Below are 24,036 nucleotides of genomic sequence, written 5' to 3'. Positions count from 1 at the left end.
GGGCGCCGTTGCGAGCAGGCACGCAGCAATGGCCAGCCCCGTCAGCAAGCCACGGGCAGATTTGGGCGATTTCGCCTGTTGCGATGGAGCCATCGGCCGGAAATGAATGAATTTCATTGGGATCGGAAGGCCTTATAGACCATCCGCCCGGGAACGCGAGCCGAAATACAAATGGCCATAGGCCTCAGAGATACTTCTTCAAATCCGCCGCCGCCTCTTCCGGGGTCCGCTTCAGGTTGAATGGCGAGACGAAGCGGCCGTCGCGGTCCATCAGGTAGATCAGGGCGGTGTGGTCCATGGTGTAGTCGCCGTCCTTGGTCGGGACCTTCTTGGCGTAGACGCGGTAGGACGTCAGCACCTTGGCGGTCTCGGCGGGATCGCCGGACAGGCCCTCCAGATGCGGATCGAAGCTGGAGAGATAGTCCTTCATCGTCGCCGGCGTGTCGCGCTCGGGATCGACCGAGATGAAGACCGCGTTGACCTTGTCGGCGTCCTTGCCCATCGCGCGCAGCACCTCGGACAGTTCGAACAGCGAGGTCGGGCAGACGTCAGGGCAATGGGTGTAGCCGAAGAAGATCAGGGTCGGCTTGCCCTTGAGGCTCTTGTCGCTGATGGCCTTGCCGTTCTGGTCGGTGAGCTGGAACGGGCCGCCGATCGCGGCCGGCTGCGCCACCTTGCTGACCCCGCCCATGGCCCAGAACAGCACCAACAGACCGACGACGAGGCTTGCGGCGAAGGCGGTCGCGATCACCAGCGGACGGGCAGCGGAACTCATGAGCGGAAAACTTCCTGTCGCAGGTCAGAAGCAGGCGGCAAAGCCGGTCCTGATCATTTCGAAGAACACCTGGGTGCCGTAGTGGAACCAGAGCGCGAGCGCGCCGATCACCATCAGCCCCCCGACGCCGGCGCCGGCCCATAGCAGCACGGACGCCGTGCGGCCGGCAGTGGGCGAATTGTCTAGCTGATGTGCCTGAGGCAGTGGTTGAGCCATGAGGATCGGGGCAGAGGCGTGGGTTCCCAAGCCTTCAAATAGGCTTTGGCCTGCCTGCGGGCAAGGCACCGCAGACAGGCCAAGCGATCCCGTCCGAGGATGTCAGTGCAGCAGCTGGCCCCGCGCGGATTCGAGCGGTTCGGCTTGCGGCAGGGGCCGGCGCGGCGGCTTGATCGCCGAGGCCTGGGCATCGAGGTAGCAGGGCTTGTACATCGCCTGGAGCTGCTTGCCCTTCAGAAACAGCATGTGCGGGGTGAGCCCACCGCGCTGGTTGATCCAGCGCTTCACCTGCGAGGGATACATCGCATAGAGCATCTGGGTCGCTTCGGGATTGGTGACGGCCTTGCCATTGGCGCCGAAATCCCAGGCGGCGTGGAAGCCGAACGTCGCGCTCGAGGTCACGCAGATGCGATCGTGGGGGATGGCGCCGAGAACGATGGTGCAGGCCGAAGCGCAGAGGCCATCGACGATCACGGTATCGCCGGACTGGCGCAGGTCCTGGTACTTGTCGACATAGGTTCCGATCCGACCGCCGCGGTCGTCCGCGATCCGAACCACTGCGTGAGAAGCGCCCATGCAAGCGATCAGAACAACCGCCGCAAGCAACCCCGTCAGAACCTTCATTAGCCCCCGCCCCAGTCGGTTACGAATCTGCGTGTCAGGTGGTGATGCGCGCCTAGCGTCCGTCGACTCTGCGGTTTTGTCTAGGCACGCCGGCTCGGTCAAAACAAATTCAAATCCAGTGTTGCGTCCGCGCTGCACTCGGACGGCCTCAATCCCAAAGTGGAACAAGTTAACGATGTCTTACGCGTCAGGCCCTTGATCTCAGGTGCAACCGCCGGCTTCAATCCCGGGCAACTACAGGGGGGAACTCATGACCGAGCTTTGGGCGGAGCAGGCGGACGTCATCGTCGTCGGCGCAGGACTATCGGGACTGGTGGCGGCGACCGAGATTGCCGATGCCGGCAAGCGCGTCATCGTCGTCGACCAGGAGGGCGAGCAGTCGCTCGGCGGACAGGCGTTCTGGTCGTTCGGCGGATTGTTCCTGGTCGATTCGCCGGAGCAGCGCCGGCTCGGCATCAAGGACTCGTTCGAGCTCGCGATGCAGGATTGGCTCGGCACCGCCGGCTTCGACCGCGACGATGATTTCTGGCCGCGCAAATGGGCCGAGGCCTATGTCGCCTTCGCCGCCGGCGAGAAGCGCGCCTGGCTGCGCGCGATGGGCCATCGCATCTTCCCCGTGGTCGGCTGGGCCGAGCGCGGCGGCTATGACGCGATGGGCCACGGCAATTCGGTGCCGCGCTTTCACGTCACCTGGGGCACCGGGCCCGGCATCGTCGAGCCGTTCGAGCGCCGCGCGCGCGAAGCCGCGAAGAGCGGCCGGCTGATCTTCAAATTTCGTCACCGCGTCGATGCGCTCTCCATCACCAACGGCACGGTGGACGGCGTCAGCGGCGCGATCCTCGAAGCCACCGATGTCGAGCGCGGCAAGAGCTCGTCGCGCAACGTGATCGGCGAGTTCGCGCTGAAGGCGCAGGCCGTGATCGTCGCCTCCGGCGGCATCGGCGGCAACCACGACCTGGTCAGGGCGAACTGGCCGAAGCGGCTCGGCGATCCGCCGAAGTTCATGATCTCGGGCGTGCCCGAACATGTCGACGGCCGCATGATCGGCATCACTGAGACATCAGGCGCGCGGCTGATCAACCGCGACCGCATGTGGCACTATGTCGAGGGCATCCAGAACTGGTCACCGATCTGGCCGCGACACGGCATCCGTATCCTGCCCGGCCCCTCCTCGATGTGGTTCGATGCCACAGGCACGCGGCTGCCGGCGCCGCTGTTCCCCGGCTCGGACACGCTCGGCCAGCTCAAATACATCATGTCCACGGGCTATGATTATTCCTGGTTCGTCCTGACGCAGGCCATCATCAAGAAGGAGTTCGCGCTGTCGGGTTCGGAGCAGAACCCCGACCTCACCGGCAAAAGCTGGCGCATGACCCTGCGCCGCGCCACCAACAAGGGCGCGCCGGCGCCGGTGGAGGCGTTCAAGAGTCATGGCGTCGACTTCATCGTGCGCGACAAGATCGAAGACCTCGTCGCCGCCATGAACAAGCTCGCCGGCAACGATCTGCTCAAGCTCGACGAGATCAGGATGCAGATCGAGGCGCGCGACCGCGAGATCGCCAATCCTTACGTCAAGGATGCGCAGGTGATGAACATCCACAATGCGCGGCGCTACATCGGCGATCGGCTGATCCGCACCGCCGCGCCACATCGCATTCTCGATCCCGCGCAGGGACCGCTGATCGCGGTCAAGCTCAACATCCTCACCCGCAAGACGCTGGGCGGCTTCGAGACCGATCTGGACTCGCGTGTGTTCGGCAGCGAGGGGCAGATCATTCCCGGTCTCTACGCGGTCGGCGAAGCCGCGGGCTTCGGCGGCGGCGGCGTGCATGGCTATCGCTCGCTGGAGGGCACCTTCCTCGGCGGCTGCCTGTTCTCCGGCCGCAATGCCGGCCGCGCCGCGGCCAAGGCAGCGGGCTAGACGATATGGCGGACGGCCGTGACGAGGGCTCCCTGCCGGTCATGCATGCATGCCCGACAACGCCATGCGTGCCCGGGGTGGCAGAGCGTGGAGCAGTGAGCTAGACAAGGCCGCCATTCCCTCAAGGAGATCCCGCAAATGAGCATTCAGCGTTTCGAAACCGGCCCGCGCATGAGCCAGGTCGTCGTGCACGGCAACACCGTCTATCTCGCCGGCGTCGTCGCCAGCAACGCGGCCGGCGAAAGCGTGACCAAGCAGACTCAGGACATCCTCAAGACGATCGACGGCCACCTCGCCAAGGCCGGCACCGACAAGTCGAAGCTGCTTTCGGCGACGATCTACATCACCGACATGAAGACGTTCCAGGAAATGAACGCCGTGTGGGACGGCTGGGTGTCGCCCGGCAACACGCCGGCCCGCGCCACCGTCGAAGCAAAGCTGGCGGCGCCGCAATACACCGTCGAGATCATGGTCACCGCCGCGAAGTAATTTTGTGTTTGAGCTGGCGCGCGCCGATAACCTCAGAGGTAATCGATCGGCGCGCGCAAATCTTCGATAGTCAGGTCAGCCGGACCACACGGCGCCATCGAAGGAGAGCACCATGACCGACCACGTTACCATCGCCCGCCGCTATATCGATCTCTGGAATGAGCGCGCGCCAGGCCGCCGCCGCGAACTGCTCACTGAGTTCTGGACAGCCGATGCGAGCTATGTCGATCCGCTGATGAAGGGCGACAGCCCCGACGGGATCGATGCGCTGATATCAGGCGTGCAGCAGCGCTTCCCCGATTTCAGGTTCAGCCTGATCGGCGAGTCCAACGGCTACGGCGAACATCTGCGTTTCCAGTGGGGCCTCGGCCCGGAGGGCGTCGACAGCCCGATCAAGGGGACTGATTTCGCCGTGCTGCAAGACGGGCGGATCAGGAGCATCACGGGATTCCTGGACCAGGTGCCCGCGGGCGCGTGAGAGGGCATAGCGCCTCCTCATTCTCCATCGTCGTCCCGGCGAAGGCCGGGACCCATACCGCGCGATACATCCATCGCGCGCGGTGGGAGTACCGAACGACTAATCTTCGCCAAACTGCTCCCTGGGTATGGGTCCCGGCCTTCGCCGGGACGACACCTTTGATGACGCACATACAGCGGCTACGTACCCGCCAGCCGATACGCGGCCTTCGCATTCACTCCGAACGCCTTCTCGCGCACGCTTGAGCCCAGCTTCGCCAGGCACGCCTCCAGCGCGCTCTTGATCTCGCCATAGCTGCCGGCGAGCCGGCACACCGGCCAGTCCGAGCCGAAGATCAGGCGATCCTCGCCAAAGCAAGTCGCGACGTGCTGGACGAACGGGAATAGAAGCTCGGCGTCCCAATCGGTCCATGTCGCTTCCGTCGCGAGTCCGGAGACCTTGCACCAGACATTATCGCAAGCCGCGAGCGCGGCGACACGCTTGGACCATTCCGTGCTGCCGCCAACGGCGATCGGCGGCTTTGCCGCATGGTCCAGCACGAAGCGGGCTTGCGGAAAGGCCTTTGCGGTCGCGATCGCAGCGGGCAGTTCGCGGCTGCGAACGAGGAAATCGTAGGCGAGATCGCGGGCAAACAATACTGCCAGTCCGCGCTGGACGTCTTCGCGCAGCAGCCAGTCGGGATCGGCCTCGTCGTGGACCTGATGGCGGATGCCGACGAGCTTTGCGCCGCCGGGCAAAGCGCGCAGACGATCGAGCGTATCGCCGAGCGCACGATCGGTCAGATCCGCCCAGCCGACGACGCCGATGACCGAAGCCGTCGCATGAGCAATTTGCAGGAATTCCTCGGTCTCCTCGAGCGACGAACGGCATTGCACCAGGATGCTGGCGTCGATGCCGTTCGCCTTCAGGAGCGGCGCGAGATCGGCGGGCGCGAAGGCACGGCGGATCGGCGCGAGCTCCGGGGCATTCATCCAGGGATAATCGGCGCGGGCGGGATCCCAGAAATGCTGGTGCGCGTCGATCATCATGGTTCACGCTCCGCCCGGCAGCGGCGCTCGCGCCTCGACGAGGTGACGCGCGCGCAGCTCCTGCCAGAAGGCCTGCGGCACCGCGCGCTCCGACATCGCAATGTTGTCGGCCACCTCGGCGGCGTTGCGCGCCCCCATCACGGCGACCGTCACGGCCGGATGGGCCATGCAGAACTGGAGTGCGGCGGCTTTCAATTCAGTGCCGTGCTTGCGGCAGAGCTGGTCGAGTTCAAGCGCGCGCGCCACGAGCGCTGGATCGGCATCCTGATAGTTGAACTTCGCCCCGGTATGCGGATTGGCCAGGATGCCGCTGTTGTAGATGCCGCCGAGCAGGATGCCGATGTTCTTCGCCAGGCAAATCGGAAACAGGGCATCCAGTGCGCCCTGGTCGAGCAGCGTGTAGCGGCCGGCGAGCAGGAAGCAGTCGATCGGCACGGCTTCGGCGAAGCGCACCAGCATCTCCGACTGATTCATGCCGGCGCCGATCGCCTTGACCGTTCCGTCGGCACGCAGGCGTTCGAGCGCGCGGAAGGCGCCGGCGACAGCCTCGTCATAGTGATCGTCGGGGTCATGCACGAGCAGCACATCGACGCGGTCGAGCCCGAGCCTGACGAGGCTCTCCTCGACCGAGCGCATCACGCCATCATGGGAGAAGTCGAACACCGGCCGTTCGGCCTGCGTACCCTTGTAGTGATCGTCCTCGACCGCCGCGCCGTCAGGCACGCGCAAGAGGCGGCCGACCTTGGTCGAGATGGCGTAGGCCTCGCGCGGCTGCTGCCGCAGGAAGGCGCCGAGCCGCCGCTCCGCGAGGCCAAAGCCGTAAAGCGGCGCAGTGTCGTAGAAGCGGATGCCGGCCGACCAGCCGGCTACAAGCGTCGCTTCCGCATCGGAGTCGCTGACGGGGCTGAACAATCCGCCGAGCGGGGCGGAACCGAGACCGATTGCGGTGACGTCGAGGGAGCCCAATCGCTTACGTTTCATTGTTCTTATTCCTTCCACGCGCCAATATCTCTCCCGCCTGCGGCAGCCGCAAGCGGGAGAGAGCCATAGGAGCGCGGGGCTGGCGTCACTCCTATTGGAACATCGGCTACTTCAACATCTGCGCGACGTTGTCCTTGGTCACGAGATCGAGGCCGGTATAGACGATCTCCGGCACTTTCTCGCCCTTCTTGATGGCGAGCAGCGTGTCCATCGCCTTCTCGCCCATCTCGAACGGACGCTGGCCGACCAGCGCATTGGCATAGCCGTCGCGCAGCAGCTCGAGCTGCATCTTCAGCGTATCGGCGACGACGAGCGTGAACTTGCCGCTGTCGATGTCCTTCTTCGACCTGGAGGCAAAGGCCTTGAAGCCCTCGGGGGCGAACATCGGCCAACCGCCGATGGGAACGATCGCGGCGAGGTCGGGCGTTGCGGTTCGCATGTCGGTCATCTGCTGAACCGCGAGCGCGGGATCGTCGTTGCAGAAGCTCGGAGAGCCCGCGACTTCGGTCCATTTCGAGCCCTTCAACGCCTCGCGGACGCCGTCGACACGCTCGGCGAGATTCTTGGCGCCGGGCCCGCCCGAAACCATGGCGTATTTGCCGCCGTCTGGCCGCAGCTTCAGCAATTGCTTGCCGAGCGCGACGCCAAACTCCTTGTTGTTGGTGCCGATATAGGCGATGCGCTTGGAGCCCGGCGCATCGGCGTCGAACGTGATGACGGGGATGCCGGCGGCCGTCGCCGCCTCGATCGACTTGGTCATGGCCGCGACGTCGGCAACCGAAATCGCAAGGCCGTCGACCTTCTGGGTGATGAAGTCCTGGATGATCTGCGCCTGCGTCGCCGGCTCATGCTCGACCGGCCCCTTGTAGATGCACTCGATATTGCCAAGCTCCTTGGCGCGCTTCAGGCAGCCATCGCGCGCGAAGTCGAAGAACGGATTGTTCATCGCCTTCGGCACGATCACGAAGCGGTAGTTCGCCGCAAATGCCGGCGTCGCCATCATCGCCACCGCGATGCCGGCAAGAAGAAGCTTCCTCATGGTCTCCTCCACCCTTGTTTGGGGCCTGTCCTTTGAAAGATTCGTCCGGGAAGCGGACAGGCGGAATTTTCTTTGCCTTCCCGAAACGACGTCACGTCAAATCATCCGCGAGCGTATGCGGTCGACCAGCACGGCCAGGATGATGATCACGCCCACCAGCGCCTGCTGCCAGTAGGACGAGACCTGCGCGAGCACGAGGCCGTTGCGGATCACTTCGAGCAGCACGCAGCCGACGATGGCTCCGAGCGGGCCGCCGATGCCGCCGGCAAGGTTGGCGCCGCCGATCACGGCAGCCGCGATCACGTTGAGCTCGTAGGAGGTCGCCATGTTGGCCGGCGCGGAGCCGAGCCAGCCGGAGATGATGATGCCCTGGAGGCCCGCGGCCAGTGCGCAGATCACATAGACCTCGATCTTCACGCGCACGACCGGAATGCCGGTGAGCTCGGCCGCCTTCTCGTTGCCGCCGAGCGCGAAGACGTGGCGGCCGAACGAGGTGTGGTGCAACACCACGGCCATCGTCAGCGCCAGGATCACCAGATAGATGAAGGGCACGGGCAGGCCGAACACGTCGCCCGAGGTCAGCGCATAGAAATAATCGGCATCGGGTCCGCCGGGAAAGCTGCCACGGCCGTTGGTGACGACGTAGCAGAGGCCGCGCACGATCGAGAGCATGCCGAGCGTGGTGACGAAGGGCGACAGGCCGAGCATGGCGATGCAGAAGCCGTTGACGAGCCCGACCAGCAGCGCAACCAGGAGACCCGCCAGCACGGAGACCAGCAGGATCAGGCCGGGGATGTTGGCGACCACGGTCTTGCCATCGGCGGCCATATGGACGAACAGCGAGGCGCCGAACCCGCCTGGCGTCGACAGCTCCGTCATCACCATCGAGGTGATGATCGCCGAGAAGCACATCATCGATCCCACGGAGAGGTCGATGCCGCCGGTGATGATGACGAAGGTGACGCCGAGGGTTGCGATCGCGACGAAGGAAAAGTTCTTCGCCACGTTCTGCATATTGCCTTCAGTGAAGAAATAGGGACTGGCGAAGTGCATGATGACGAGCAGTACCGCCAGCGCCAGCAGCACATAGCCAGTCTGCGAGGCAAAAATGCCGCGCTGCCACCATTTGCTCTTGCCGACATTGGAGAAGGTGATCGGGGACTCCAGAGGCATGGCCATCACGCTGCCTCCTTCGCGCCGGTGATGAGGGCGGTGACTTCTTCCGGGCTGGTCTGGTGGATCGGCTTGTCGGCCCGCTTCTCGCCGCGCCGCATCACGACGACGCGGTCGCAGACGGCGAACACGTCGGGCATGCGGTGCGAGATCAGCATCACGGCGACGCCCTGCTCCTTCAGCCGGTGAATCAGACCTAGCACCTGCTCGACCTGGCGGACCGAGATCGCAGCCGTCGGCTCGTCCATCATCACAAGCCGCGCGTTGGAGAGCCGCGTCCGCGCGATCGCGACGGCCTGGCGCTGGCCGCCCGACATCTGCTTGACGAGATCGTCGGGCCGCGTCTCCGAGCGCAACTCGCCGAACAGCTCCAGCGCGCGCGATGCCATCGCCTTGTGGTCGAGCAGCGCGATGGGGCCGAACTTCCGCTTCAGCTCGCGGCCGAGAAACACGTTGGCAGCGGCGGTCAAATTGTCGGCCAGAGCAAGGTCCTGATAGACCACCTCGATGCCGACCGCGCGGGCATCGATCGGCCGGTTGAAATGGACCGCGTTGCCACCGAAGCGGATCTCGCCATGCGTGGGGCGGAAATTGCCGGCGATGATCTTGACCAGTGTCGACTTGCCGGCGCCGTTGTCGCCCATCAGGCCGATCACCTCGCCGGGGCGCACCTGCAGGTCGACGTCGTGCAGCGCACGAATCGCACCAAACTCCTTGCCGATGCCCTGGAGTTCGAGGATCGGTGTTGCGTCAGCGCTTGCTGTCTCGGCATTTGCCATCATCGACCTCACTCAGACGTAACGGTTGACCAGCGATTCCAGATATTCCTGCCGTCCCGAGCGCGGCTGCGGGTCGAAGCCGGGACCGAGCGCACGGTCGGCGAGATCGGCGAGCGATCGCTGACCCCCAAGGATCGCCCGGCCCTCGGGCCCGGCCCAGCCCTCGTAGCGCGAGGCGAGGGGTGCGGTGAGCGCGCCGGCATCGAGCATGTCGGCGGCGGCGAGGAACGCGCGCGCGCAGGCATCCATCGAGCCGACATGGGCATGGAGGAGATCCTCAGGGTCGATCGACTGGCGACGGATCTTGGCGTCGAAATTGAGCCCGCCCGAGGTGAATCCGCCGCGATTCAGGATCTCGTGGAACACCAGCGCGAGCTCGCTGACATTCATCGCGAACTGATCGGTGTCCCAGCCGAGCAGATCGTCGCCGCGGTTGATGTCGAGCGAGCCGAACACGCCGAGCGCCTCGGCGAGCGCGACCTCGTGGTGGAAGGAATGGCCGGCGAGGATGGCGTGATTCTGCTCGATATTCAGCTTGACGTCCTTGAGCAGATCGTAGCGCGCCAGGAAGCCGTAGCAGGTGGCGACGTCGAAATCATATTGATGCTTGGTCGGCTCCTTCGGCTTCGGCTCGATCAGGATCGGTCCCTTGAAGCCGATCTTGTGCTTGTGCTCGACGACGAGCGAGACGAAACGGCCGAGCTGGTCGAGCTCGCGCTTGAGATCGGTGTTGAGCAGCGTCTCGTAGCCTTCGCGCCCGCCCCACAGCACGTAGTTCTGGCCGCCGAGCCGATGCGTCACCTCCAGCGCGGCGCGGACCTGGCCGGCGGCATAGGTGAAGATGTCGGGGTCCGGATTGGTGGCGGCGCCCGCCATGTAGCGGCGATGCGTGAACAGGTTCGCCGTGCCCCAGAGCAGGCGGACCTTGGCTGAGGCCATCTTCGCTTCGAACAGATCGGCGATGGCGTTGAGGTTGGCGACGGACTCTTGAAGCGAATTGCCTTCCGGTGCCGCGTCGACGTCGTGGAAGGTAAAGAACGGCACATCCAGGAGGCGGAACAGCTCGAAGGCGACATCGGCCTTGGCGCGCGCCATCGCCATCGCATCGGTGCCGTGGTGCCAGGGTCTCAAGAAGGTTTCGCCGCCGAAGGGATCGCCGCCCGGCCAGCACAGCGAATGCCAATAGCAGACCGCGAAACGCAAATGATCCTCCAGCCTGCGGCCGTGAACCATCCGGTCCTTGTCGTACCAGCGAAAGGCGAGCGTGTTTCCGGCATCCTTGCCGGCAAAGGCGACAGGAGCACTTGCATCGAAGAATTTGGCTGGCGCGTTCACTTAAGTCCTCTCCTTCAACGCGGGGTAAAGCTCGCGCCACCGGCGATAGGCCTCGTCATAGGCGGCGGTGACGGATGCGCGGGGCACGAAGCTCGCAAGCCGGCGCGGGCGGGCAGCGACTTGCGCCGGATCTTCACGGGTGACCGCAAGGCGGCCGAGGCGCGCGGCGCCAAGCGCCGCACCGACCTCGCCCTCTTCGACGCGGTGCACGGCAATGCCGAGCACGTCGGCGCAGATCTGCGCCCACAGCGCCGAGCGCGAGCCGCCGCCGACCAGATCGAGTTCAGCGATCGATCCGCTTGCTGCGCTCAGCGCCGCCAAATTGTCGCGCGCCGCGAAGGCAACGCCCTCGAGCACGGCCTGCACGATCTGGCTGCGCCCCGTCGCCGCCCGCAGGCCGACGAAGGCGCCGCTGGCGGCGGCGTCATTGTGCGGCGTGCGCTCGCCATCAAGATAAGGCAGGAATTGGACCGGGCTCGGGCCGCCAACGCGCTCGCCGAGCGGCGCCAGCAGGGAAGCGGCCGGCACCTCCATCAGCGCGGCGAGCCAGGCGAGCGAGGCCGCCGCCGACAGCATCACGCCCATCTGGTGCCACAGGCCGGGCAGCGCGTGACAGAACGCATGCACCGCCGCTTCAGGCGCCGGCGCAAAGCGGTCGGTGACGCGGAACACCACGCCCGACGTGCCGAGCGAGAGGAAGGCATCGCCAGGGGCGATGGCGCCGAGGCCGATCGCGCTCGCGGCATTGTCGCCGGCGCCGCCGGCCACGACGACGTCCTTTCTCATGCCCCAGCGCTGCGCGAATTCGCCCGCCAGCACCGCACTCGCCTCGCTGCCTTCGACGAGGCGCGGCATGTGATGCAGACCGAGCCCGGTCGCCTCGAGCAGGTCGGCCGACCAATCGCGCCTGCCGACATCGAGCCACAGCGTGCCCGATGCGTCCGACATGTCCTCGGCCATCTCGCCGGTGAGGCGATAGCGCACATAGGCCTTCGGCAGCAGCACCTTGGCGACGCGCTCGAAAATGGCGGGCTCGTGCCGCGCCACCCACATCAGCTTCGGCGCGGTGAAGCCGGGCATCGCCAAATTCCCCGCGATCGCGTGCAGCGAGGGACAGCGGCGCTCGAGCTCGACGCATTCGGCATGCGAGCGGCCATCGTTCCAGAGAATGGCGGGGCGCAGCGGCCGGCCATCTTCACCGAGCAGCGTCGCGCCATGCATCTGCCCGGACAGCCCGATGCCAGCCACCTGCGCGACGTCGCGCGGATGATGCCCGGCAAGATCATCGACCGCCCCGATCGCCGCATCGACCCAGGAGTCGGGATCCTGCTCGGACCACAACGGCGCGGGATGCGACAGCGCAAGCTCACGGGTCGCCGTCGCGACGATCGCGCCGGCTTCGTTCGTGAGCACCGCCTTCACACCGGACGTGCCGATGTCCAGTCCAAGATACACGCCGTCCTCCCTTGCTTGGCCCGGTCGGCGATCTCCGTCGCCTGCCCCGCGGGCCGCCCTCGTTCACGCCGCCGGTCGTTCCGGCCTAAGGCAGATTGTCCCGCATCACGATGTCGATCCTGATCTTCTCCTGCTCGTGCAAAATCGGCTCGCCCCGGGCGAGCGCGAGCAGCACGCGCACGGCGGCGCGCGCCTCATGTCCCGGGTTCTGCGAGATCGCCGCATCCATCACACCCTGCAACAACAGCCGGCGCGTCAGCACGGTGACGTCGTGTCCGACGAAGACGATTTGCTTGTCGCGGCCAGCCCCACTCAACGCGTTGGCCACGCCTTGCGTGCCGGCGCCGACGTTATAAAGGCCGACAATGTCGGCATGCCTGCCGAACAGCCGCGTCAGCCCCTGCTCCGTGCGTTCGTCCTCGTCGCGCCCCTCCAGCACCGGCAGCACGCCAAGGCCAGGGAATTCCGACGCCATCACCTGATTGAAACCAAAAATACGCTCGGCATGATCGCGCAGGCCCTGCGATCCCGCGACGATGGCGACCTTGCCGGAACGGAGGCCGACCAGCCGGCCAACCAAGGCACCGGCGGTGCGACCTGCCGCGATGTTGTCGATGCCGACATAATGGTGCCGGCGCGACGAGGGCACATCCGAGACCAGCGTCACCACCTTGGTGCCGGCTTCGACGAGGTCGTTGATCGCAGCGCGCACGCCGGGATGATCCAGCGCCACCACCGCAACGCCGTCGTAATCGTCCGACAGCGCTTCCAGCGAGGCCGCAAGCACGGATGGATCGAACACGTCGGTCGCAATCATCTCGACATTGAGGCGCCGGGCCGAGAGCCAGGTCGACATTTCGCCGAGATAGGCCTCGATCTGCTGCATGAACGGGTTTGGCCCCGACGGCATCACGAAGGCAAAGCGGCGGGCGCGGCCGCGGGCGAGCTCGGCGGCGGCCACATGCGGCTGGAAGGAATTGCGGGCGATCGCCTCCTGCACGCGCCGGACCGTGTCCGGCCGCACGCCGGGGCGGTTGTGCAGCACACGATCGACCGTGGCGAGGCTGACACCGGCCTCGCGGGCGATGTCCTTCAAAGTCAGCGCGGCAGCCACGGTCAGACCTTCGGAAGTCTCTTGGGCGGAAGTCTCTTGGGCCATGGCTGAAGGCTAGCAGAGGTGTTTTGAGGTACGCAACTCATTTTGAGGGCCGGGACGGCATTTTGGACCATGGCGCCGGGCATCGGCGCGCCCATTCGGGGCACTAGATGCCCAGATCGAGCGTCAGGAACAGGCTGTTGCGGTCCTCGACATAGCCCTGGAAGGGTGCGCAGGGCACGAAGCCGTGGGCGCGGTAGAGCGCGTGCGCCGGCTTGAAATAATCCCACGAGCCGGTCTCGAGGCTGAGCCGCACCATCTCGCGCCGGCGCGCCTCGGCGATGATGTGGCGAAGCATCTGGCCGCCAAAGCCGCGGCGCCGCGCGGTCTGGAGCGTGTGCATCGACTTCACCTCGCCGTGGTCGGGCGCGAGCGTCTTCAGCGCGCCGGTCGCAACCAGCGTCTCGCCGTCCCAGCCGGTCCAGAACGCGACGTCGCTGGCGCGAAGGCCGGCGAGATCGAGCGCGTGCGCGCTGCCCGGGGCGGTCTGCGCCCGCGCCGCCGCGACGTGATGATCGAGCAGCGCGACGACGCGCGGATCGAAGGTGTCGCCGATACGAACCTGCATTGTCATGACATTACATCTTCCCGTACGACGTTCCGCGCCTGGTGATGATGACGTAGCGCGCATCCTGCTTGGTTTCGTTCTCGAAGGTCACCGCGCGCATGACGTCGAAATCGAGACAGTCGCCCTCGCGCAGGCGCACCGCCTTGGCGTCGATATGCACACAGACCGCGCCCTCCAGCATCAGAAGCTGCTGGGTGAAGGCGTTGCGGCCCCAGGGGCTGTAAGCCACGCGCGCGCCGGCCGGCAGGTCGACGACGATGATCTCGATGCCGCTCGCCGCATCGGCCGGCGAGGCGTGACGCCGCCGGTAGCCGCTGTCGGGATCGCGCCATTGCGGCTGGTCGGCAAGCCGGGTCAGCCGCTCCGGCGGCTTCTCCGAGAGCGCGACGACGTCGCTGAGCGAGACATCGAGCGCCGCGCAGAGCTTGTTGAGCAGCGCCGCGGTGGCGCTGCTCTGGGCCCGCTCCACCCGCCCGATCATGGCCCGGCTGACGCCGGAGCGGCTCGCGAGTTCGTTCAAGGTCATGCCGGCCTGGGTCCTCAGGATCTTCAATCGGCGACCGATCGCCCTGTCGAGTTTTTGCTGGTCCATGGCTTCCTGATCCGAACATCGCCTGGCACAGGACCGCATCCGCCGGGCGAAAGAAGTCTAGGCCGGAGGCGCGGCACGTGCCGGCAGCGAGGGGCTAATATATTGGAATCTTTGCGCAGGAAATGGCACGACAAACCGGCCGGCGCAGCCGCGCACCAGGCTTTTCCGGGTGTAGCGGGGTCTCGCGGGGCTAGAGCTTGTCGATGCGCTTTTGGTGGCGACCGCCCTCGAAGGCCGTGTTCAAGAACGCGTCGACACAGTCCTTGGCCACGGCTTCACCGGTCGTGCGTCCGCCCAGCGCCAGCACATTGGCGTCATTGTGCTGGCGGCACAGCCGCGCGGTCGTGACATCGTGCACCAGCGCACAACGAATATGCGGATGGCGGTTGGCGGCGATCGAAATGCCGATGCCCGATCCGCAGACGAGAATGCCGCGCCCGGCCTTGCCGGCCTTGATGGCATCGGCGAGCTTGTTAGCGAAATCGGGATAGTCGACGGAGCCCGTGCCGTCAGTGCCAAGGTCCAGCCAGCTCACCTCGGGCAAGGCGGCCTTCAGCGCTTCCTTGAGGGCAAAGCCGCCGTGATCACAGGCGATGGCGACGGTATCGAGCATGTCCATGCCCTCGAGGTGCGCGATGCGATGCAGGGATTGGAGCGGGCGAAGGGAATCGAACCCTCGTATGCAGCTTGGGAAGCTGCCGTTCTACCATTGAACTACGCCCGCGGATGCGCGTCTGCCGCGCCCATCCTGATTAGCCGAGACGGTGTCCGGCGCCAAGCGGTTTGACGCGTCAGGCTGCACGGATGTTGACGTCCTGGCAAGATTCCAGGTGCGGCGGATTGTGGCAGTGTTATGATCAATCTGTCTGGGGAGAGACCTGCACTGAGTGGGGCGTGTGCATGGTGGGGCGTGGCTACACGATATTCGACACAGGCATAGGGCGCTGCGGCATCATCTGGAGCAGCACCGGGGTGGTCGCCGTGCAATTGCCGGAGGCACGGGAGATCGACACCCGCCGCCGGATCTTTGCGGTCCATCCGGAAGCGCGCGAGCAAACGGCGCCTCTCAATACAGAACTGGCGATCGAAGGCATCGTGGCCTTGCTGCAAGGCAGCGATCCTGATTTTTCCGACGTCAGCCTGGACGCCGGCGGCGTATCGCCCTTCAACCGGCGGGTCTATGAATACGCCTGCACCATCCCGCGCGGGGAAACGCGCACCTATCACGAGATCGCCAGGGCGCTGGGCGCCTCGGGCGCCGCGCATTCGGTGGCGCAGGCGATCTCGAAAAATCCCTACATGCTGATCGTGCCCTGCCACCGGGTGCTGGAGGCCGGCAATTACGCCGACCGGATCTCGCCTTACGGCGGGGTGATCTCCAAGCGGCGGCTGCTGGCGCTCGAAGGGGCCCATCCGGTCGCCAGCAAGACGCTGTTCGAGGTGCTGCTGCCCGTTGCCCCGCCAAGACCGTCCACCTAGATAGGTGGCATGGACGCCACCACGCTGCTGACGACCCGCGCGATGACCGTCTCCGAGTTTCGCTGCGACGCAGGCCCGGACGATACGCCGTTTGCCGAGTGCCGCACCGGCCATTCCATCGCCTATGTCCGCTCCGGCAGCTTTGGCTGCCATTGTCGCGCCGGTTTCTTCGAACTGGTGGCGGGCTCGCTGCTGGTCGGCGCGCCCGGCGAGGAATACACCTGCACGCATGAGCATGTCTGCGGCGACGTCTGCCTCGGCTTCTTCTTCAGCGAGGATCTGGTCGACGCTCTCGGCGGACGACGCGAGACCTGGCAGGTCGGCGCGACACCGCCGCTGCCCGAACTGATGGTGCTGGGCGAGCTGGCCCAGACGGCGGCAGATGGCAACAGCGATCTCGGCGTCGACGAAGTCGGCCAGATCCTCGCGAGCCGCTTCGTCGAGATCGTCTCCGGCAGGCCGCGCAAGCGCGCCTCACCGACGGTGCGCGACCGCCGCCGCGCGGTCGAGGCCGCGCTGTGGATCGACGACAACTCGCAGGCCGACATCGATCTCGAACAGGCCGCACGGCTGGCCGGCCTGAGCCCGTTCCATTTCCTGCGGCTGTTCTCCAGCGTGCTCGGCGTCACCCCGCATCAATATCTGGTGCGCTCGCGGCTGCGGCGCGCGGCGCGCCTGCTCAGCCGGGACGACATCGCCATCACCGACATCGCCTATGATGTCGGCTTCGGCGATCTCTCCAACTTCGTCCGCACCTTCCGCCGCGCCGCCGGCCTGTCGCCGACCAAGTTCCGGCAGGCGTCGAAGGGCCAGCGCAAGATTCTCCAAGAGCCGTTCGTCCTCAACTGACTAGGGTCGTCTCCGGCGCGCGCCATCAGATGCGGCGCGCTTTGCAATGGAGACGACCATGTATGACCATATCGGATTGCGTGTTGCCGACCTCGATGCCGCGACGCGCTTCTACACCGCGGTGCTGGCGCCGCTCGGTTACGTGCTGTGCGCGAGCGGCGACGGCTATGCCGGCTTCGGGCCGAAGGGCGAGCCGGCGCTCTGGCTGCATCTGAACAAGGGCCGCAAGGCCGAGGGCGCGCATATCGCGTTTCGCGCCGGGGATCATGACGCGGTGAAGGCGTTTCACCGCGAGGGGCTGCAAAACGGTGGCCGCGACAATGGCGGCGCCGGACCGCGCAAGGATTACAGCCCGACTTACTATGCGGCGTTTCTGATCGATCCCGACGGCAACAATGTCGAGGCGGTTTGTGTGTGAACTCTCTCCTCCGTCATTGCGAGGAGCTGTTGCGACAAAGCAATCCAGACTGCCTCCGCGGAACTATTCCTGGATTGCTTCCGCCTTCGCCTAGGCTTCGGCGGACAAGTCGCTGCGCTCGCGATGACGGTGCTTGTGACGACCACCTGACATAGTCAAGGACACCTTCATGGCCTCCATCCACAATGACGTCCTCCTCCCCGCCCCGGCCCGCGATGTCTGGGATGCGGTGCGCGATTTCGGCGCGCTGCATCAGCGGCTGGTTCCGGGTTTTGTCACCGCATGCTCGCTCGACGGCGAGGTGCGGATCGTCACGTTCGCCAATGGATCGGTCGCGCGCGAAACGCTGGTCGATTGCGACGACGCGCGGCAGCGCCTGGTCTATGCGATCAACAGCGAACGGCTGAAGCATTACAGCGCCTCGGTGCAGGTGATCGCCGAGGGCGAGGCGAGATGCCGCCTGGTCTGGATTATCGACATGCTGCCGAACGAGCTCGCAGCTTACGTTCAGGAACAGACCAAGGCCGCCGTCATCGCCATGCACAAGGCCTTTCCGCAGAAACTTGCGTGATCTTTCTCACAGAGCCTCGCCCGCATCGGCCGTAACCATGGCCGCGTGCGTCCTGACGGCCTCGCTCTCCCGGCGGTGCCACGCACGCGAGGAGCATGCCATGAGAGGTGCGGACAAGGTGATCTGCCAGGCAGCCGCCGTGCTGCTTCTGCTTTCGATTTCGGCCGCGCCAGCCAAGGCGCAATTCGCGGGCCTCGGCGGCGGTGCCGGCGGCGAGGACATGATGACCCAGATGGCGCCGATGCTGGAGATGATGAAGGCGAAGATGGGCAAACGCCGCTTCGCCATGATGATGCAGACCATGGGTCCGATGATGAGCCGCATGATGGAGAATGGCGGCGGCGGCCTTGGTGGCATGATCGGCGGCGGTGGAATGGGCGGCCTCGCCGGCGGCAATTTCGGCGGCGGGTTCGGCGCGCCCAATTACGGCGGTTACGCGCCGATGAGCGGCGGAACCATCCCGGCCGGAATCGGCGGCATGGGCGGCGGCGATATCATGGGCATGCTCGGCGGCGCCGACATGATGGCGATGATCCCGCAGATGATGCGGCTCGCCAATGTCGGCGGCGGCCACCGCCGTCACCGGCATCGCTAGTCGGCAGCCGACAACAAAGGCCGAACTGCGGATTTCGCCTCGCGCGGCCCCCAGCGCGTCAGCACCACGCTGGAGCACGAGAGCAGGCCGAGCACGACCATCGAGCTCGCGGCGAGCCAGAAGAAGTTTTGCGCGGTGGCCTCGTGCGTCGACAGCCACCAGCCGCAGGCGGAGATGTAGATCAGCCGCGCGGTCTGCGCCAGCACCGGACCGATCACCTTGGCTGCGCCTTGCGACGAGAAATACATCGTCGAGGCGAGGCCGATGAAGGCGTAGAACGGCGCCACCGTCGACAGATATTGATGGCTGGTCGCGCGCACCGTCGCGCTGTCGGTAAAGATGTTGACCCAGAGATCGGGGAACAGCGCGACCAGGCAGGCCGGCGTGCCGACGGCAACGAAAGCGCTCGCGCCTGCGATCCAGGCGATGCGCCGCGCGCGGGCGATCCGGCCGGCGCCGACCGCCATGCCGATCATCGGCACCGAGGCGATGCCGAACGAGAACGCGATCGAGGTCAGCAGGAATTCGAGGCGCGCGCCGACGCCGTAGCCGGCGAGAATGGCGGTGCCGAACTTCGCCAGCATGTGGGTGAAGATCGAGATCGTCAGCACCGATTGCAGCGGCGAGAAGCAGGCGATGGCGCCGACCTTGAGAATGTCGAAGAACATCGCCCATTGAACGCGGCGCAACCTCGGCACGACGCGGGCGTGACCGGAGAACAGATACCAGCCCATCACGGAGATGTTCATGGCGTAGGCGATCAGCGCGCCGGCCGCGACGCCGCGCATGCCGAGTTGCGGAAACGGTCCGAGCCCGAGGCCCAGCGTGCCGCCGAGCACGATCTGCCAGACCGCCGAGTTGAGGATGAGAAGCGACGGCAGCCGCATATTGCCGGTGCCGCGCAGCACGCCAGCCATGGTGTTGAGCGTCCATGGCAGCACCGCACCGCCGAAAAACACCTGGGTGTAGGCGATCGCATGCGCCAGCACGTTGCCGCGGCCACCGAGCATCGTGAGCACCTGCGGCCCGAAGATCAGCATGCCCAGCATGAAGACGAGGCCGAAGCTGATGCCGATCAGCAGCGCATGCGCGGCCAGCATCCCGGCGCGCTCACGATCGCCGGCGCCGAGCGCGCGTGCGATGGCGGAGGCCACGGCACCGCCCATGGCGCCGCCCGACATCGTCATGGTCAGGATCACGGTCGGAAACACCAGCGCCATCGCGGCCAGCGCTTCGACGCCGAGGCGCCCGATATAGGAGGTCTCCGCGATCACAACACAGGTGCCGGCGGACAGCGCGACCACGTTGGGCCAGGCGAGGGAGAGCAGCGTGCGCAGGATCGGCCCGTCGGTCAGCGCGCTCCGCGCGGGACGCTGAGGCAGCGGACGCTCCTGCTCATCGACCGCGATCTCGGCGACCTCAGTCATTTCCTCTCCCGGACAAATGCGCCATTTGCGGCGCGGCAATACTTAGGTGCATCAATCAATTTGCTCGCGCGGAAGGCGCGGGCGAACACTTGGTAGCACGCGGGTCGCCGATTCCTCCTGCGTCAGGTGCAGGCGTGCCCTGCGGCAGCGCATTTCAGCCGGTGGAATTAACCGACCGTCCAGGCCAGCGGCGGGCGGCCGCCTGCCGTTGGACGAAGGTGCACGCCGATGTGCCGGCCGCACCCTGCGGCCAGCCCCTCGAACAATCCCTCCAGCACCTTGGTGCAGGCGCCGTGATAATCGGCGACGTCGTCCATCAGTTTCCAGCTGTGCTGGCGGATTTGAAAGCAGCCTTCCGATTGCGTGGTCTCGGCCGTATCGTCCTGCGCCGCGAACAGCGCGCCGAGGAACGTCGCGAATTCGCGCGCGCCGCCGCGCCTCATCGCAAGCGGCTCGGCGATCTCATCGAAAAATTGCATGCCGATCAGCTTGCCGGTGATGTGCAGGAGATAGCCGGCATCCTCCGGCCCAAACAATTGCACCATCACGGGCGCCGCGGTGCGCACATATTCCATCGCGTAGTTGCGATAGGCCTTCTCGAGACGCGGCTTTGGCCAGCTTGCGACGGGAAGCTCCGGCGCGCTCTTGGCATCGAACAGCGGCGCCTCGAGATGCCGCGCGAAGACGAGACGCTGGTCGGGCTCGCGCGGATGATCGTATTGATGGTAATAGCCTTCGAGCCCGTCCTGGCCGTCGACGCTCTGCTTGGTGCAGACGAACCCCAGGCGCAGATCGCCGAGCGCGACGCCGTTATTGGCGTGCCAGCCGCGCAGCATCGCGCGGCTGACCTCGGCCGGCACGCCGCAGATGGCCGGGCCCTTCCAGATCCAGCGCGGCGGCGGATAGCGGATCCAGGCCTTGGTGTCGCTCTCATACATGTATTCGACATGCACGCCGCCGATCCAGTTGGAGAGATAGTGATATTGCGCCGCCGCCACGGCCGGCGGCAGGTGATCGATCCCGAGCTTCTTGAGGCCGGGCAGGAAGCGCTCCTGCTGCTGGCGGCGAAACACGCGGAAGACGAATTCGGCCGCGTCAGCCGTGCCGCGTCGGGTCACCACGGTGAGGATGAGGCCGGTGAAATAGGCGTGGTAGAGATCGGCGACCGCGCGCCAGCGTTTCCATTGCGCTGCTTGTGTTGTGTCTGCGGCGGTCATGATCACTCCCGGCTTGTTGTTTTGCCGGAGTGTGTCATCGCGGAGGGGGCGATGCAACCAACCACAATCTCAGTCGTCATCCTGAGGTGCGAGCCTCGCGATGCGCTTGCATCGCGAGGTGAAGCCTCGAAGGATGGGCCACAGGCGCTCGCGGCCCATCCTTCGAGGCGCGCAAGGGCGCGCACCTCAGGATGACGATGGCGCGTGTGGCGACGGTAGATGGTGGCCGGGTCGCTACACCCGGAAATGCTTTGAGAGCTTCAGGCCCTGCGCCTGGTAGTTAGAGCCGATGCGCTGGCCGTACATGGCGTCGGGACGGGCCAGCATCTTCTCGTAGACGAGACGGCCGACGATCTGGCCGTGCTCGAGGATGAAGGGCACCTCGCGCGAGCGCACCTCCAGCACGGCACGCGCGCCTTGCCCGCCCGCGCCGGCATAACCGAAGCCGGGATCGAAGAAGCCGGCATAGTGCACGCGGAATTCGCCGACCAGCGGATCGAACGGCACCATCTCAGCGGCGTAATCGGGCGGCACCTGCACGGCTTCCTTGGAAGCCAGGATATAGAACTCGCCGGGATCGAGGATCAGGCTGCCGTCGGAACGCGCCGAGATCGGCTCCCAGAAATCTTCAACCGCGTAGCCGGAGCGACGATCGACATCGACCACGCCGGTGTGGCGCTTGGCGCGGTAACCGACGAAGCCACTGCCCTTCTCGCCGGACAGATCGACGGAGACGGCGACGCCGCCGGTGAGATCGGCATCGTCGATGTCGACGAGACGCTCAACGGCATGCAAGCTTTCGAGCGCGTCGGCATTGAGGATGGCATCGCCGGTGCGAAAGCGCACCTGGCTGAGGCGCGAGCCTTCACGCACCAAGACCGGAAACGTCTTCGGGCTGATCTCGGCGTAGAGCGGACCGTGATAGCCGGCGCCGATCATGTCGAAGCGGCGGGTGCCATCCGCGATGACGCGGGTGAAGACGTCGAGCCGCCCGGTCGAGCTTTTGGGGTTCGCAGCCGCGACGATCTCCGGCGGCAGCGCGAGGCTTTCGAGCAGCGGCACGATGTAGACGCAATTGGTCTCCAGCACCGCGCCGTCGGCGAGGCTGAACTCGTGCAGCTTCAACTGATCGATGCGCTCGGCGACGGTGGCGCCAGGACCGGGCAGGAAGCTCGCGCGCACGCGATAGGCGATGTCGCCGAGGCGCAGATCGAGACTCGCCGGCTGGATCTGGCTTTCGACGAAATCATAGGCAGGCAGGATGAGACCCTCTTCCGCCATCGCCGCGATCATGCGGTCGGGCAGGATACCATTGGCGTCGGGGGCGACCGTGAACGTCAACCGGGGGTCCTCATCAGGGATCAGGTACATCCGGATTTGCGGGAAATACCAGCCTTTTACGGCTATCCGATGGACGGCTTGACGGAAAGGGCATTGCGGAATATGAGCATCACTTATCCCGTGGTGATTTGAGCCGGCCGGCTTGCAGCCACGTTAAATAAGTCGCTAAACAGGCCGGGGACCTCTGTGATCCCGGCCCGTGGAGATATCCAGGCCGGTTTTTTTGTGACCGTTTTTGCTCAAACGGTCATGTCGGAGGGTCCAATGTCGAAGTCGCCTGCCAACTACCGCCCCGAAACCCGCCTGGTCCATTCCGGCACGCTCCGCTCGCAATATGGCGAGACATCGGAGGCGCTGTTTTTGACGCAAGGCTACGTCTACAGCAGCGCCGAGGAATGCGAGGCGCGGTTCAAGGGCGAGGACCCCGGCTTCATCTACTCGCGCTACTCGAACCCGACCATTGCGATGTTCGAGCGCCGCATGATCGAGCTCGAAGGCGCCGAAGCCGCCCGCTCGGCGGCGACAGGCATGGCCGCGGTGACGACCGCGATCCTGGCACCGCTGAAGGCCGGCGATCACGTGGTGGCCTCGCGCGCGCTGTTCGGCTCGTGCCTCTACGTCATTCAGGATCTGTTGCCGCGCTACGGCATCGAGACCACGCTGGTCGACGGCGCCAATCTCGATGAATGGCAGCGCGCGGTGAAGCCCAACACCAAGACATTCTTCCTGGAGAGCCCGACCAATCCGACGTTAGATGTGCTTGACATTCCCTCGATCGCCGAGATCGCGCACAAGGGCGGCGCGCGGCTTGTCGTCGACAACGTGTTCGCAACACCGATCTGGCAGAGCCCGCTCGCGCTCGGCGCCGACGTCGTCGTCTACTCCGCGACCAAGCACATCGACGGCCAGGGCCGCTGTCTCGGCGGCATCATCCTGTCCTCGGAGGCCTTCATCGCCGAGCACATCCACAATTTCATGCGCCAGACCGGCCCGTCGATCTCGCCGTTCAACGCCTGGGTTCTGCTCAAGGGCCTGGAGACGCTCGGTGTGCGCGTGCGCGCGCAGACCGACACCGCCGCGCGCATCGCCGACGTGCTGGCGAGCCATCCCAAGATCGCGCGGCTGATCTATCCCGGTCGGGAGGATCATCCGCAGGCGGCACTGGTGAGGAAGCAGATGCGCGGCGGCTCGACGCTGGTCGGCTTCGAAGTCAAGGGCGGCAAGGCGGCGGCGTTCCGCGTGCTCAACGAGCTGAAGCTCGCGAAGATCTCCAACAATCTCGGCGACGCCAAGAGCCTCGTCACGCATCCGGCGACGACGACGCATCAGCGGCTGAAGCCGGAGGATCGCGCCGCGCTCGGCATCAGCGAGGGATTTATCCGCTTCTCGGCCGGGCTCGAGCATGCCGATGATCTGATCGAGGATCTGACGGCGGCGCTGGAGAAGGCGTGAGGCGCGAATAGCGAGTAGCGTAGGGTGGGCAAAGCGAAGCGTGCCCACGTCTTCTTCCTTGGTATCGCTGAGTGACGG

26 protein-coding genes, 1 tRNA gene and 1 riboswitch are annotated in these 24,036 nt (G+C 65.7%); of the genes, 9 read left to right on the top strand and 18 right to left on the bottom strand.

Annotation, left to right across the window (positions count from 1 at the left end; genetic code table 11):
- Window positions 1-184: 184 nt before the first annotated feature.
- The 3 genes from G8O24_RS25135 to G8O24_RS25125 all read right to left on the bottom strand — a co-directional run bounded on the left by G8O24_RS25135 (window position 185) and on the right by G8O24_RS25125 (window position 1,615).
- On the bottom strand, window positions 185-775 hold the full coding sequence (locus G8O24_RS25135) for an SCO family protein (RefSeq protein WP_188104044.1): 591 nt from the start codon (window positions 773-775) through the stop codon (window positions 185-187).
- 24 nt (window positions 776-799) lie between these two features.
- The gene (locus G8O24_RS25130; protein WP_188104042.1) at window positions 800-991 is read right to left on the bottom strand and encodes a hypothetical protein; all 192 of its coding nucleotides are present in this window, start codon (window positions 989-991) and stop codon (window positions 800-802) included.
- A 102-nt stretch (window positions 992-1,093) separates the two neighbouring features.
- Window positions 1,094-1,615, bottom strand: coding sequence for a hypothetical protein (locus G8O24_RS25125; RefSeq protein ID WP_188104041.1), 522 nt, complete (start codon window positions 1,613-1,615; stop codon window positions 1,094-1,096).
- 250 nt (window positions 1,616-1,865) lie between these two features.
- On the opposite strand from G8O24_RS25125, the gene G8O24_RS25120 reads away from it, so the two are divergent.
- The 3 genes from G8O24_RS25120 to G8O24_RS25110 all read left to right on the top strand — a co-directional run bounded on the left by G8O24_RS25120 (window position 1,866) and on the right by G8O24_RS25110 (window position 4,503).
- Window positions 1,866-3,536: an FAD-binding dehydrogenase gene (locus tag G8O24_RS25120; RefSeq protein ID WP_188104039.1), complete on the top strand. Its 1,671-nt coding sequence runs from the start codon at window positions 1,866-1,868 to the stop codon at window positions 3,534-3,536.
- A gap of 138 nt (window positions 3,537-3,674) precedes the next feature.
- Window positions 3,675-4,025: a RidA family protein gene (locus G8O24_RS25115; protein WP_092289080.1), complete on the top strand. Its 351-nt coding sequence runs from the start codon at window positions 3,675-3,677 to the stop codon at window positions 4,023-4,025.
- Between the two features lie 112 nt (window positions 4,026-4,137).
- Window positions 4,138-4,503: a nuclear transport factor 2 family protein gene (locus G8O24_RS25110; protein ID WP_188104037.1), complete on the top strand. Its 366-nt coding sequence runs from the start codon at window positions 4,138-4,140 to the stop codon at window positions 4,501-4,503.
- 179 nt (window positions 4,504-4,682) lie between these two features.
- Here G8O24_RS25110 and G8O24_RS25105 read toward each other — a convergent pair whose 3' ends face one another.
- The 12 genes from G8O24_RS25105 to G8O24_RS25050 all read right to left on the bottom strand — a co-directional run bounded on the left by G8O24_RS25105 (window position 4,683) and on the right by G8O24_RS25050 (window position 15,333).
- A complete protein-coding gene (locus G8O24_RS25105) occupies window positions 4,683-5,531 on the bottom strand; it encodes an amidohydrolase family protein (RefSeq protein WP_188104036.1) in 849 nt (282 codons plus the stop codon).
- Window positions 5,532-5,534: 3 nt separating this feature from the next.
- Window positions 5,535-6,512, bottom strand: a complete 978-nt coding sequence (locus G8O24_RS25100; RefSeq protein ID WP_188104034.1) for an aldo/keto reductase — start codon at window positions 6,510-6,512, stop codon at window positions 5,535-5,537.
- A gap of 106 nt (window positions 6,513-6,618) precedes the next feature.
- Entirely contained in the window at window positions 6,619-7,551 is a 933-nt protein-coding gene (locus G8O24_RS25095; RefSeq protein ID WP_188104033.1) for a sugar-binding protein, read from the bottom strand.
- A gap of 96 nt (window positions 7,552-7,647) precedes the next feature.
- Entirely contained in the window at window positions 7,648-8,730 is a 1,083-nt protein-coding gene (locus tag G8O24_RS25090) for an ABC transporter permease (RefSeq protein WP_188104031.1), read from the bottom strand.
- The gene (locus tag G8O24_RS25085) at window positions 8,730-9,503 is read right to left on the bottom strand and encodes an ATP-binding cassette domain-containing protein (protein WP_188104029.1); all 774 of its coding nucleotides are present in this window, start codon (window positions 9,501-9,503) and stop codon (window positions 8,730-8,732) included. The genes G8O24_RS25090 and G8O24_RS25085 overlap by 1 nt, the downstream gene beginning before the upstream one ends.
- A gap of 12 nt (window positions 9,504-9,515) precedes the next feature.
- Complete coding sequence (xylA, locus tag G8O24_RS25080; protein ID WP_188104027.1) at window positions 9,516-10,838, bottom strand: xylose isomerase; 1,323 nt, start codon at window positions 10,836-10,838, stop codon at window positions 9,516-9,518.
- Entirely contained in the window at window positions 10,839-12,293 is a 1,455-nt protein-coding gene (xylB, locus tag G8O24_RS25075; RefSeq protein ID WP_188104026.1) for a xylulokinase, read from the bottom strand.
- Between the two features lie 85 nt (window positions 12,294-12,378).
- Entirely contained in the window at window positions 12,379-13,452 is a 1,074-nt protein-coding gene (locus tag G8O24_RS25070) for a LacI family DNA-binding transcriptional regulator (RefSeq protein WP_188104024.1), read from the bottom strand.
- Window positions 13,453-13,555: 103 nt separating this feature from the next.
- The gene (locus G8O24_RS25065; RefSeq protein WP_188104054.1) at window positions 13,556-14,017 is read right to left on the bottom strand and encodes a GNAT family N-acetyltransferase; all 462 of its coding nucleotides are present in this window, start codon (window positions 14,015-14,017) and stop codon (window positions 13,556-13,558) included.
- Between the two features lie 10 nt (window positions 14,018-14,027).
- Window positions 14,028-14,609, bottom strand: coding sequence for a helix-turn-helix domain-containing protein (locus G8O24_RS25060; protein ID WP_188104022.1), 582 nt, complete (start codon window positions 14,607-14,609; stop codon window positions 14,028-14,030).
- A gap of 190 nt (window positions 14,610-14,799) precedes the next feature.
- The gene (rpiB, locus tag G8O24_RS25055) at window positions 14,800-15,222 is read right to left on the bottom strand and encodes a ribose 5-phosphate isomerase B (RefSeq protein ID WP_188104021.1); all 423 of its coding nucleotides are present in this window, start codon (window positions 15,220-15,222) and stop codon (window positions 14,800-14,802) included.
- Between the two features lie 37 nt (window positions 15,223-15,259).
- Window positions 15,260-15,333, bottom strand: a tRNA-Gly gene (locus tag G8O24_RS25050).
- 176 nt (window positions 15,334-15,509) lie between these two features.
- Between G8O24_RS25050 and G8O24_RS25045 the strand changes: the two genes are divergently transcribed.
- The 5 genes from G8O24_RS25045 (at window position 15,510) to G8O24_RS25025 (ending at window position 18,521) form a co-directional block, all read left to right on the top strand.
- A complete protein-coding gene (locus G8O24_RS25045) occupies window positions 15,510-16,088 on the top strand; it encodes a methylated-DNA--[protein]-cysteine S-methyltransferase (protein ID WP_188104020.1) in 579 nt (192 codons plus the stop codon).
- Window positions 16,089-16,097: 9 nt separating this feature from the next.
- The gene (locus tag G8O24_RS25040) at window positions 16,098-16,937 is read left to right on the top strand and encodes a helix-turn-helix transcriptional regulator (protein ID WP_188104018.1); all 840 of its coding nucleotides are present in this window, start codon (window positions 16,098-16,100) and stop codon (window positions 16,935-16,937) included.
- A 58-nt stretch (window positions 16,938-16,995) separates the two neighbouring features.
- A complete protein-coding gene (locus G8O24_RS25035) occupies window positions 16,996-17,355 on the top strand; it encodes a VOC family protein (protein WP_188104016.1) in 360 nt (119 codons plus the stop codon).
- A 169-nt stretch (window positions 17,356-17,524) separates the two neighbouring features.
- Complete coding sequence (locus G8O24_RS25030; RefSeq protein ID WP_188104014.1) at window positions 17,525-17,926, top strand: SRPBCC family protein; 402 nt, start codon at window positions 17,525-17,527, stop codon at window positions 17,924-17,926.
- Between the two features lie 100 nt (window positions 17,927-18,026).
- A complete protein-coding gene (locus G8O24_RS25025) occupies window positions 18,027-18,521 on the top strand; it encodes a hypothetical protein (protein ID WP_188104012.1) in 495 nt (164 codons plus the stop codon).
- On the opposite strand, the gene G8O24_RS25020 is transcribed toward G8O24_RS25025, so the two are convergent.
- The 3 genes from G8O24_RS25020 to G8O24_RS25010 all read right to left on the bottom strand — a co-directional run bounded on the left by G8O24_RS25020 (window position 18,518) and on the right by G8O24_RS25010 (window position 22,536).
- Window positions 18,518-19,948 (bottom strand): MATE family efflux transporter, encoded by a 1,431-nt coding sequence (locus tag G8O24_RS25020; protein ID WP_188104010.1) that lies wholly within the window; start codon window positions 19,946-19,948, stop codon window positions 18,518-18,520. The two genes, G8O24_RS25025 and G8O24_RS25020, sit on opposite strands and share 4 nt — an antisense overlap.
- A gap of 167 nt (window positions 19,949-20,115) precedes the next feature.
- Window positions 20,116-21,165, bottom strand: coding sequence for a hypothetical protein (locus G8O24_RS25015; RefSeq protein WP_188104008.1), 1,050 nt, complete (start codon window positions 21,163-21,165; stop codon window positions 20,116-20,118).
- Between the two features lie 234 nt (window positions 21,166-21,399).
- The gene (locus G8O24_RS25010) at window positions 21,400-22,536 is read right to left on the bottom strand and encodes a 2'-deoxycytidine 5'-triphosphate deaminase (RefSeq protein ID WP_376708114.1); all 1,137 of its coding nucleotides are present in this window, start codon (window positions 22,534-22,536) and stop codon (window positions 21,400-21,402) included.
- Window positions 22,537-22,616: 80 nt separating this feature from the next.
- Window positions 22,617-22,696: riboswitch (SAM riboswitch) on the top strand.
- 74 nt (window positions 22,697-22,770) lie between these two features.
- Between G8O24_RS25010 and G8O24_RS25005 the strand changes: the two genes are divergently transcribed.
- Window positions 22,771-23,958 (top strand): O-succinylhomoserine sulfhydrylase, encoded by a 1,188-nt coding sequence (locus G8O24_RS25005; RefSeq protein ID WP_188104004.1) that lies wholly within the window; start codon window positions 22,771-22,773, stop codon window positions 23,956-23,958.
- Window positions 23,959-24,036 lie beyond the last annotated feature (78 nt).

The sequence above is a fragment of the Bradyrhizobium campsiandrae genome, assembly GCF_014529705.1.
Lineage (GTDB): Bacteria > Pseudomonadota > Alphaproteobacteria > Rhizobiales > Xanthobacteraceae > Bradyrhizobium > Bradyrhizobium campsiandrae.
This window is presented reverse-complemented; position numbering and strand designations above follow the sequence as displayed.

Coding starts and splice junctions, on each gene's coding strand:
- G8O24_RS25135 (WP_188104044.1), bottom strand. CDS start 775: ATGAGTTCCGCTGCCCGTCCGCTGGTGATCGCGACCGCCTTCGCCGCA.
- G8O24_RS25130 (WP_188104042.1), bottom strand. CDS start 991: ATGGCTCAACCACTGCCTCAGGCACATCAGCTAGACAATTCGCCCACT.
- G8O24_RS25125 (WP_188104041.1), bottom strand. CDS start 1,615: ATGAAGGTTCTGACGGGGTTGCTTGCGGCGGTTGTTCTGATCGCTTGC.
- G8O24_RS25120 (WP_188104039.1), top strand. CDS start 1,866: ATGACCGAGCTTTGGGCGGAGCAGGCGGACGTCATCGTCGTCGGCGCA.
- G8O24_RS25115 (WP_092289080.1), top strand. CDS start 3,675: ATGAGCATTCAGCGTTTCGAAACCGGCCCGCGCATGAGCCAGGTCGTC.
- G8O24_RS25110 (WP_188104037.1), top strand. CDS start 4,138: ATGACCGACCACGTTACCATCGCCCGCCGCTATATCGATCTCTGGAAT.
- G8O24_RS25105 (WP_188104036.1), bottom strand. CDS start 5,531: ATGATGATCGACGCGCACCAGCATTTCTGGGATCCCGCCCGCGCCGAT.
- G8O24_RS25100 (WP_188104034.1), bottom strand. CDS start 6,512: ATGAAACGTAAGCGATTGGGCTCCCTCGACGTCACCGCAATCGGTCTC.
- G8O24_RS25095 (WP_188104033.1), bottom strand. CDS start 7,551: ATGAGGAAGCTTCTTCTTGCCGGCATCGCGGTGGCGATGATGGCGACG.
- G8O24_RS25090 (WP_188104031.1), bottom strand. CDS start 8,730: ATGGCCATGCCTCTGGAGTCCCCGATCACCTTCTCCAATGTCGGCAAG.
- G8O24_RS25085 (WP_188104029.1), bottom strand. CDS start 9,503: ATGGCAAATGCCGAGACAGCAAGCGCTGACGCAACACCGATCCTCGAA.
- G8O24_RS25070 (WP_188104024.1), bottom strand. CDS start 13,452: ATGGCCCAAGAGACTTCCGCCCAAGAGACTTCCGAAGGTCTGACCGTG.
- G8O24_RS25065 (WP_188104054.1), bottom strand. CDS start 14,017: ATGCAGGTTCGTATCGGCGACACCTTCGATCCGCGCGTCGTCGCGCTG.
- G8O24_RS25060 (WP_188104022.1), bottom strand. CDS start 14,609: ATGGACCAGCAAAAACTCGACAGGGCGATCGGTCGCCGATTGAAGATC.
- rpiB (WP_188104021.1), bottom strand. CDS start 15,222: ATGCTCGATACCGTCGCCATCGCCTGTGATCACGGCGGCTTTGCCCTC.
- G8O24_RS25045 (WP_188104020.1), top strand. CDS start 15,510: ATGGTGGGGCGTGGCTACACGATATTCGACACAGGCATAGGGCGCTGC.
- G8O24_RS25040 (WP_188104018.1), top strand. CDS start 16,098: ATGGACGCCACCACGCTGCTGACGACCCGCGCGATGACCGTCTCCGAG.
- G8O24_RS25035 (WP_188104016.1), top strand. CDS start 16,996: ATGTATGACCATATCGGATTGCGTGTTGCCGACCTCGATGCCGCGACG.
- G8O24_RS25030 (WP_188104014.1), top strand. CDS start 17,525: ATGGCCTCCATCCACAATGACGTCCTCCTCCCCGCCCCGGCCCGCGAT.
- G8O24_RS25025 (WP_188104012.1), top strand. CDS start 18,027: ATGAGAGGTGCGGACAAGGTGATCTGCCAGGCAGCCGCCGTGCTGCTT.
- G8O24_RS25020 (WP_188104010.1), bottom strand. CDS start 19,948: ATGACTGAGGTCGCCGAGATCGCGGTCGATGAGCAGGAGCGTCCGCTG.
- G8O24_RS25015 (WP_188104008.1), bottom strand. CDS start 21,165: ATGACCGCCGCAGACACAACACAAGCAGCGCAATGGAAACGCTGGCGC.
- G8O24_RS25010 (WP_376708114.1), bottom strand. CDS start 22,536: ATGTACCTGATCCCTGATGAGGACCCCCGGTTGACGTTCACGGTCGCC.
- G8O24_RS25005 (WP_188104004.1), top strand. CDS start 22,771: ATGTCGAAGTCGCCTGCCAACTACCGCCCCGAAACCCGCCTGGTCCAT.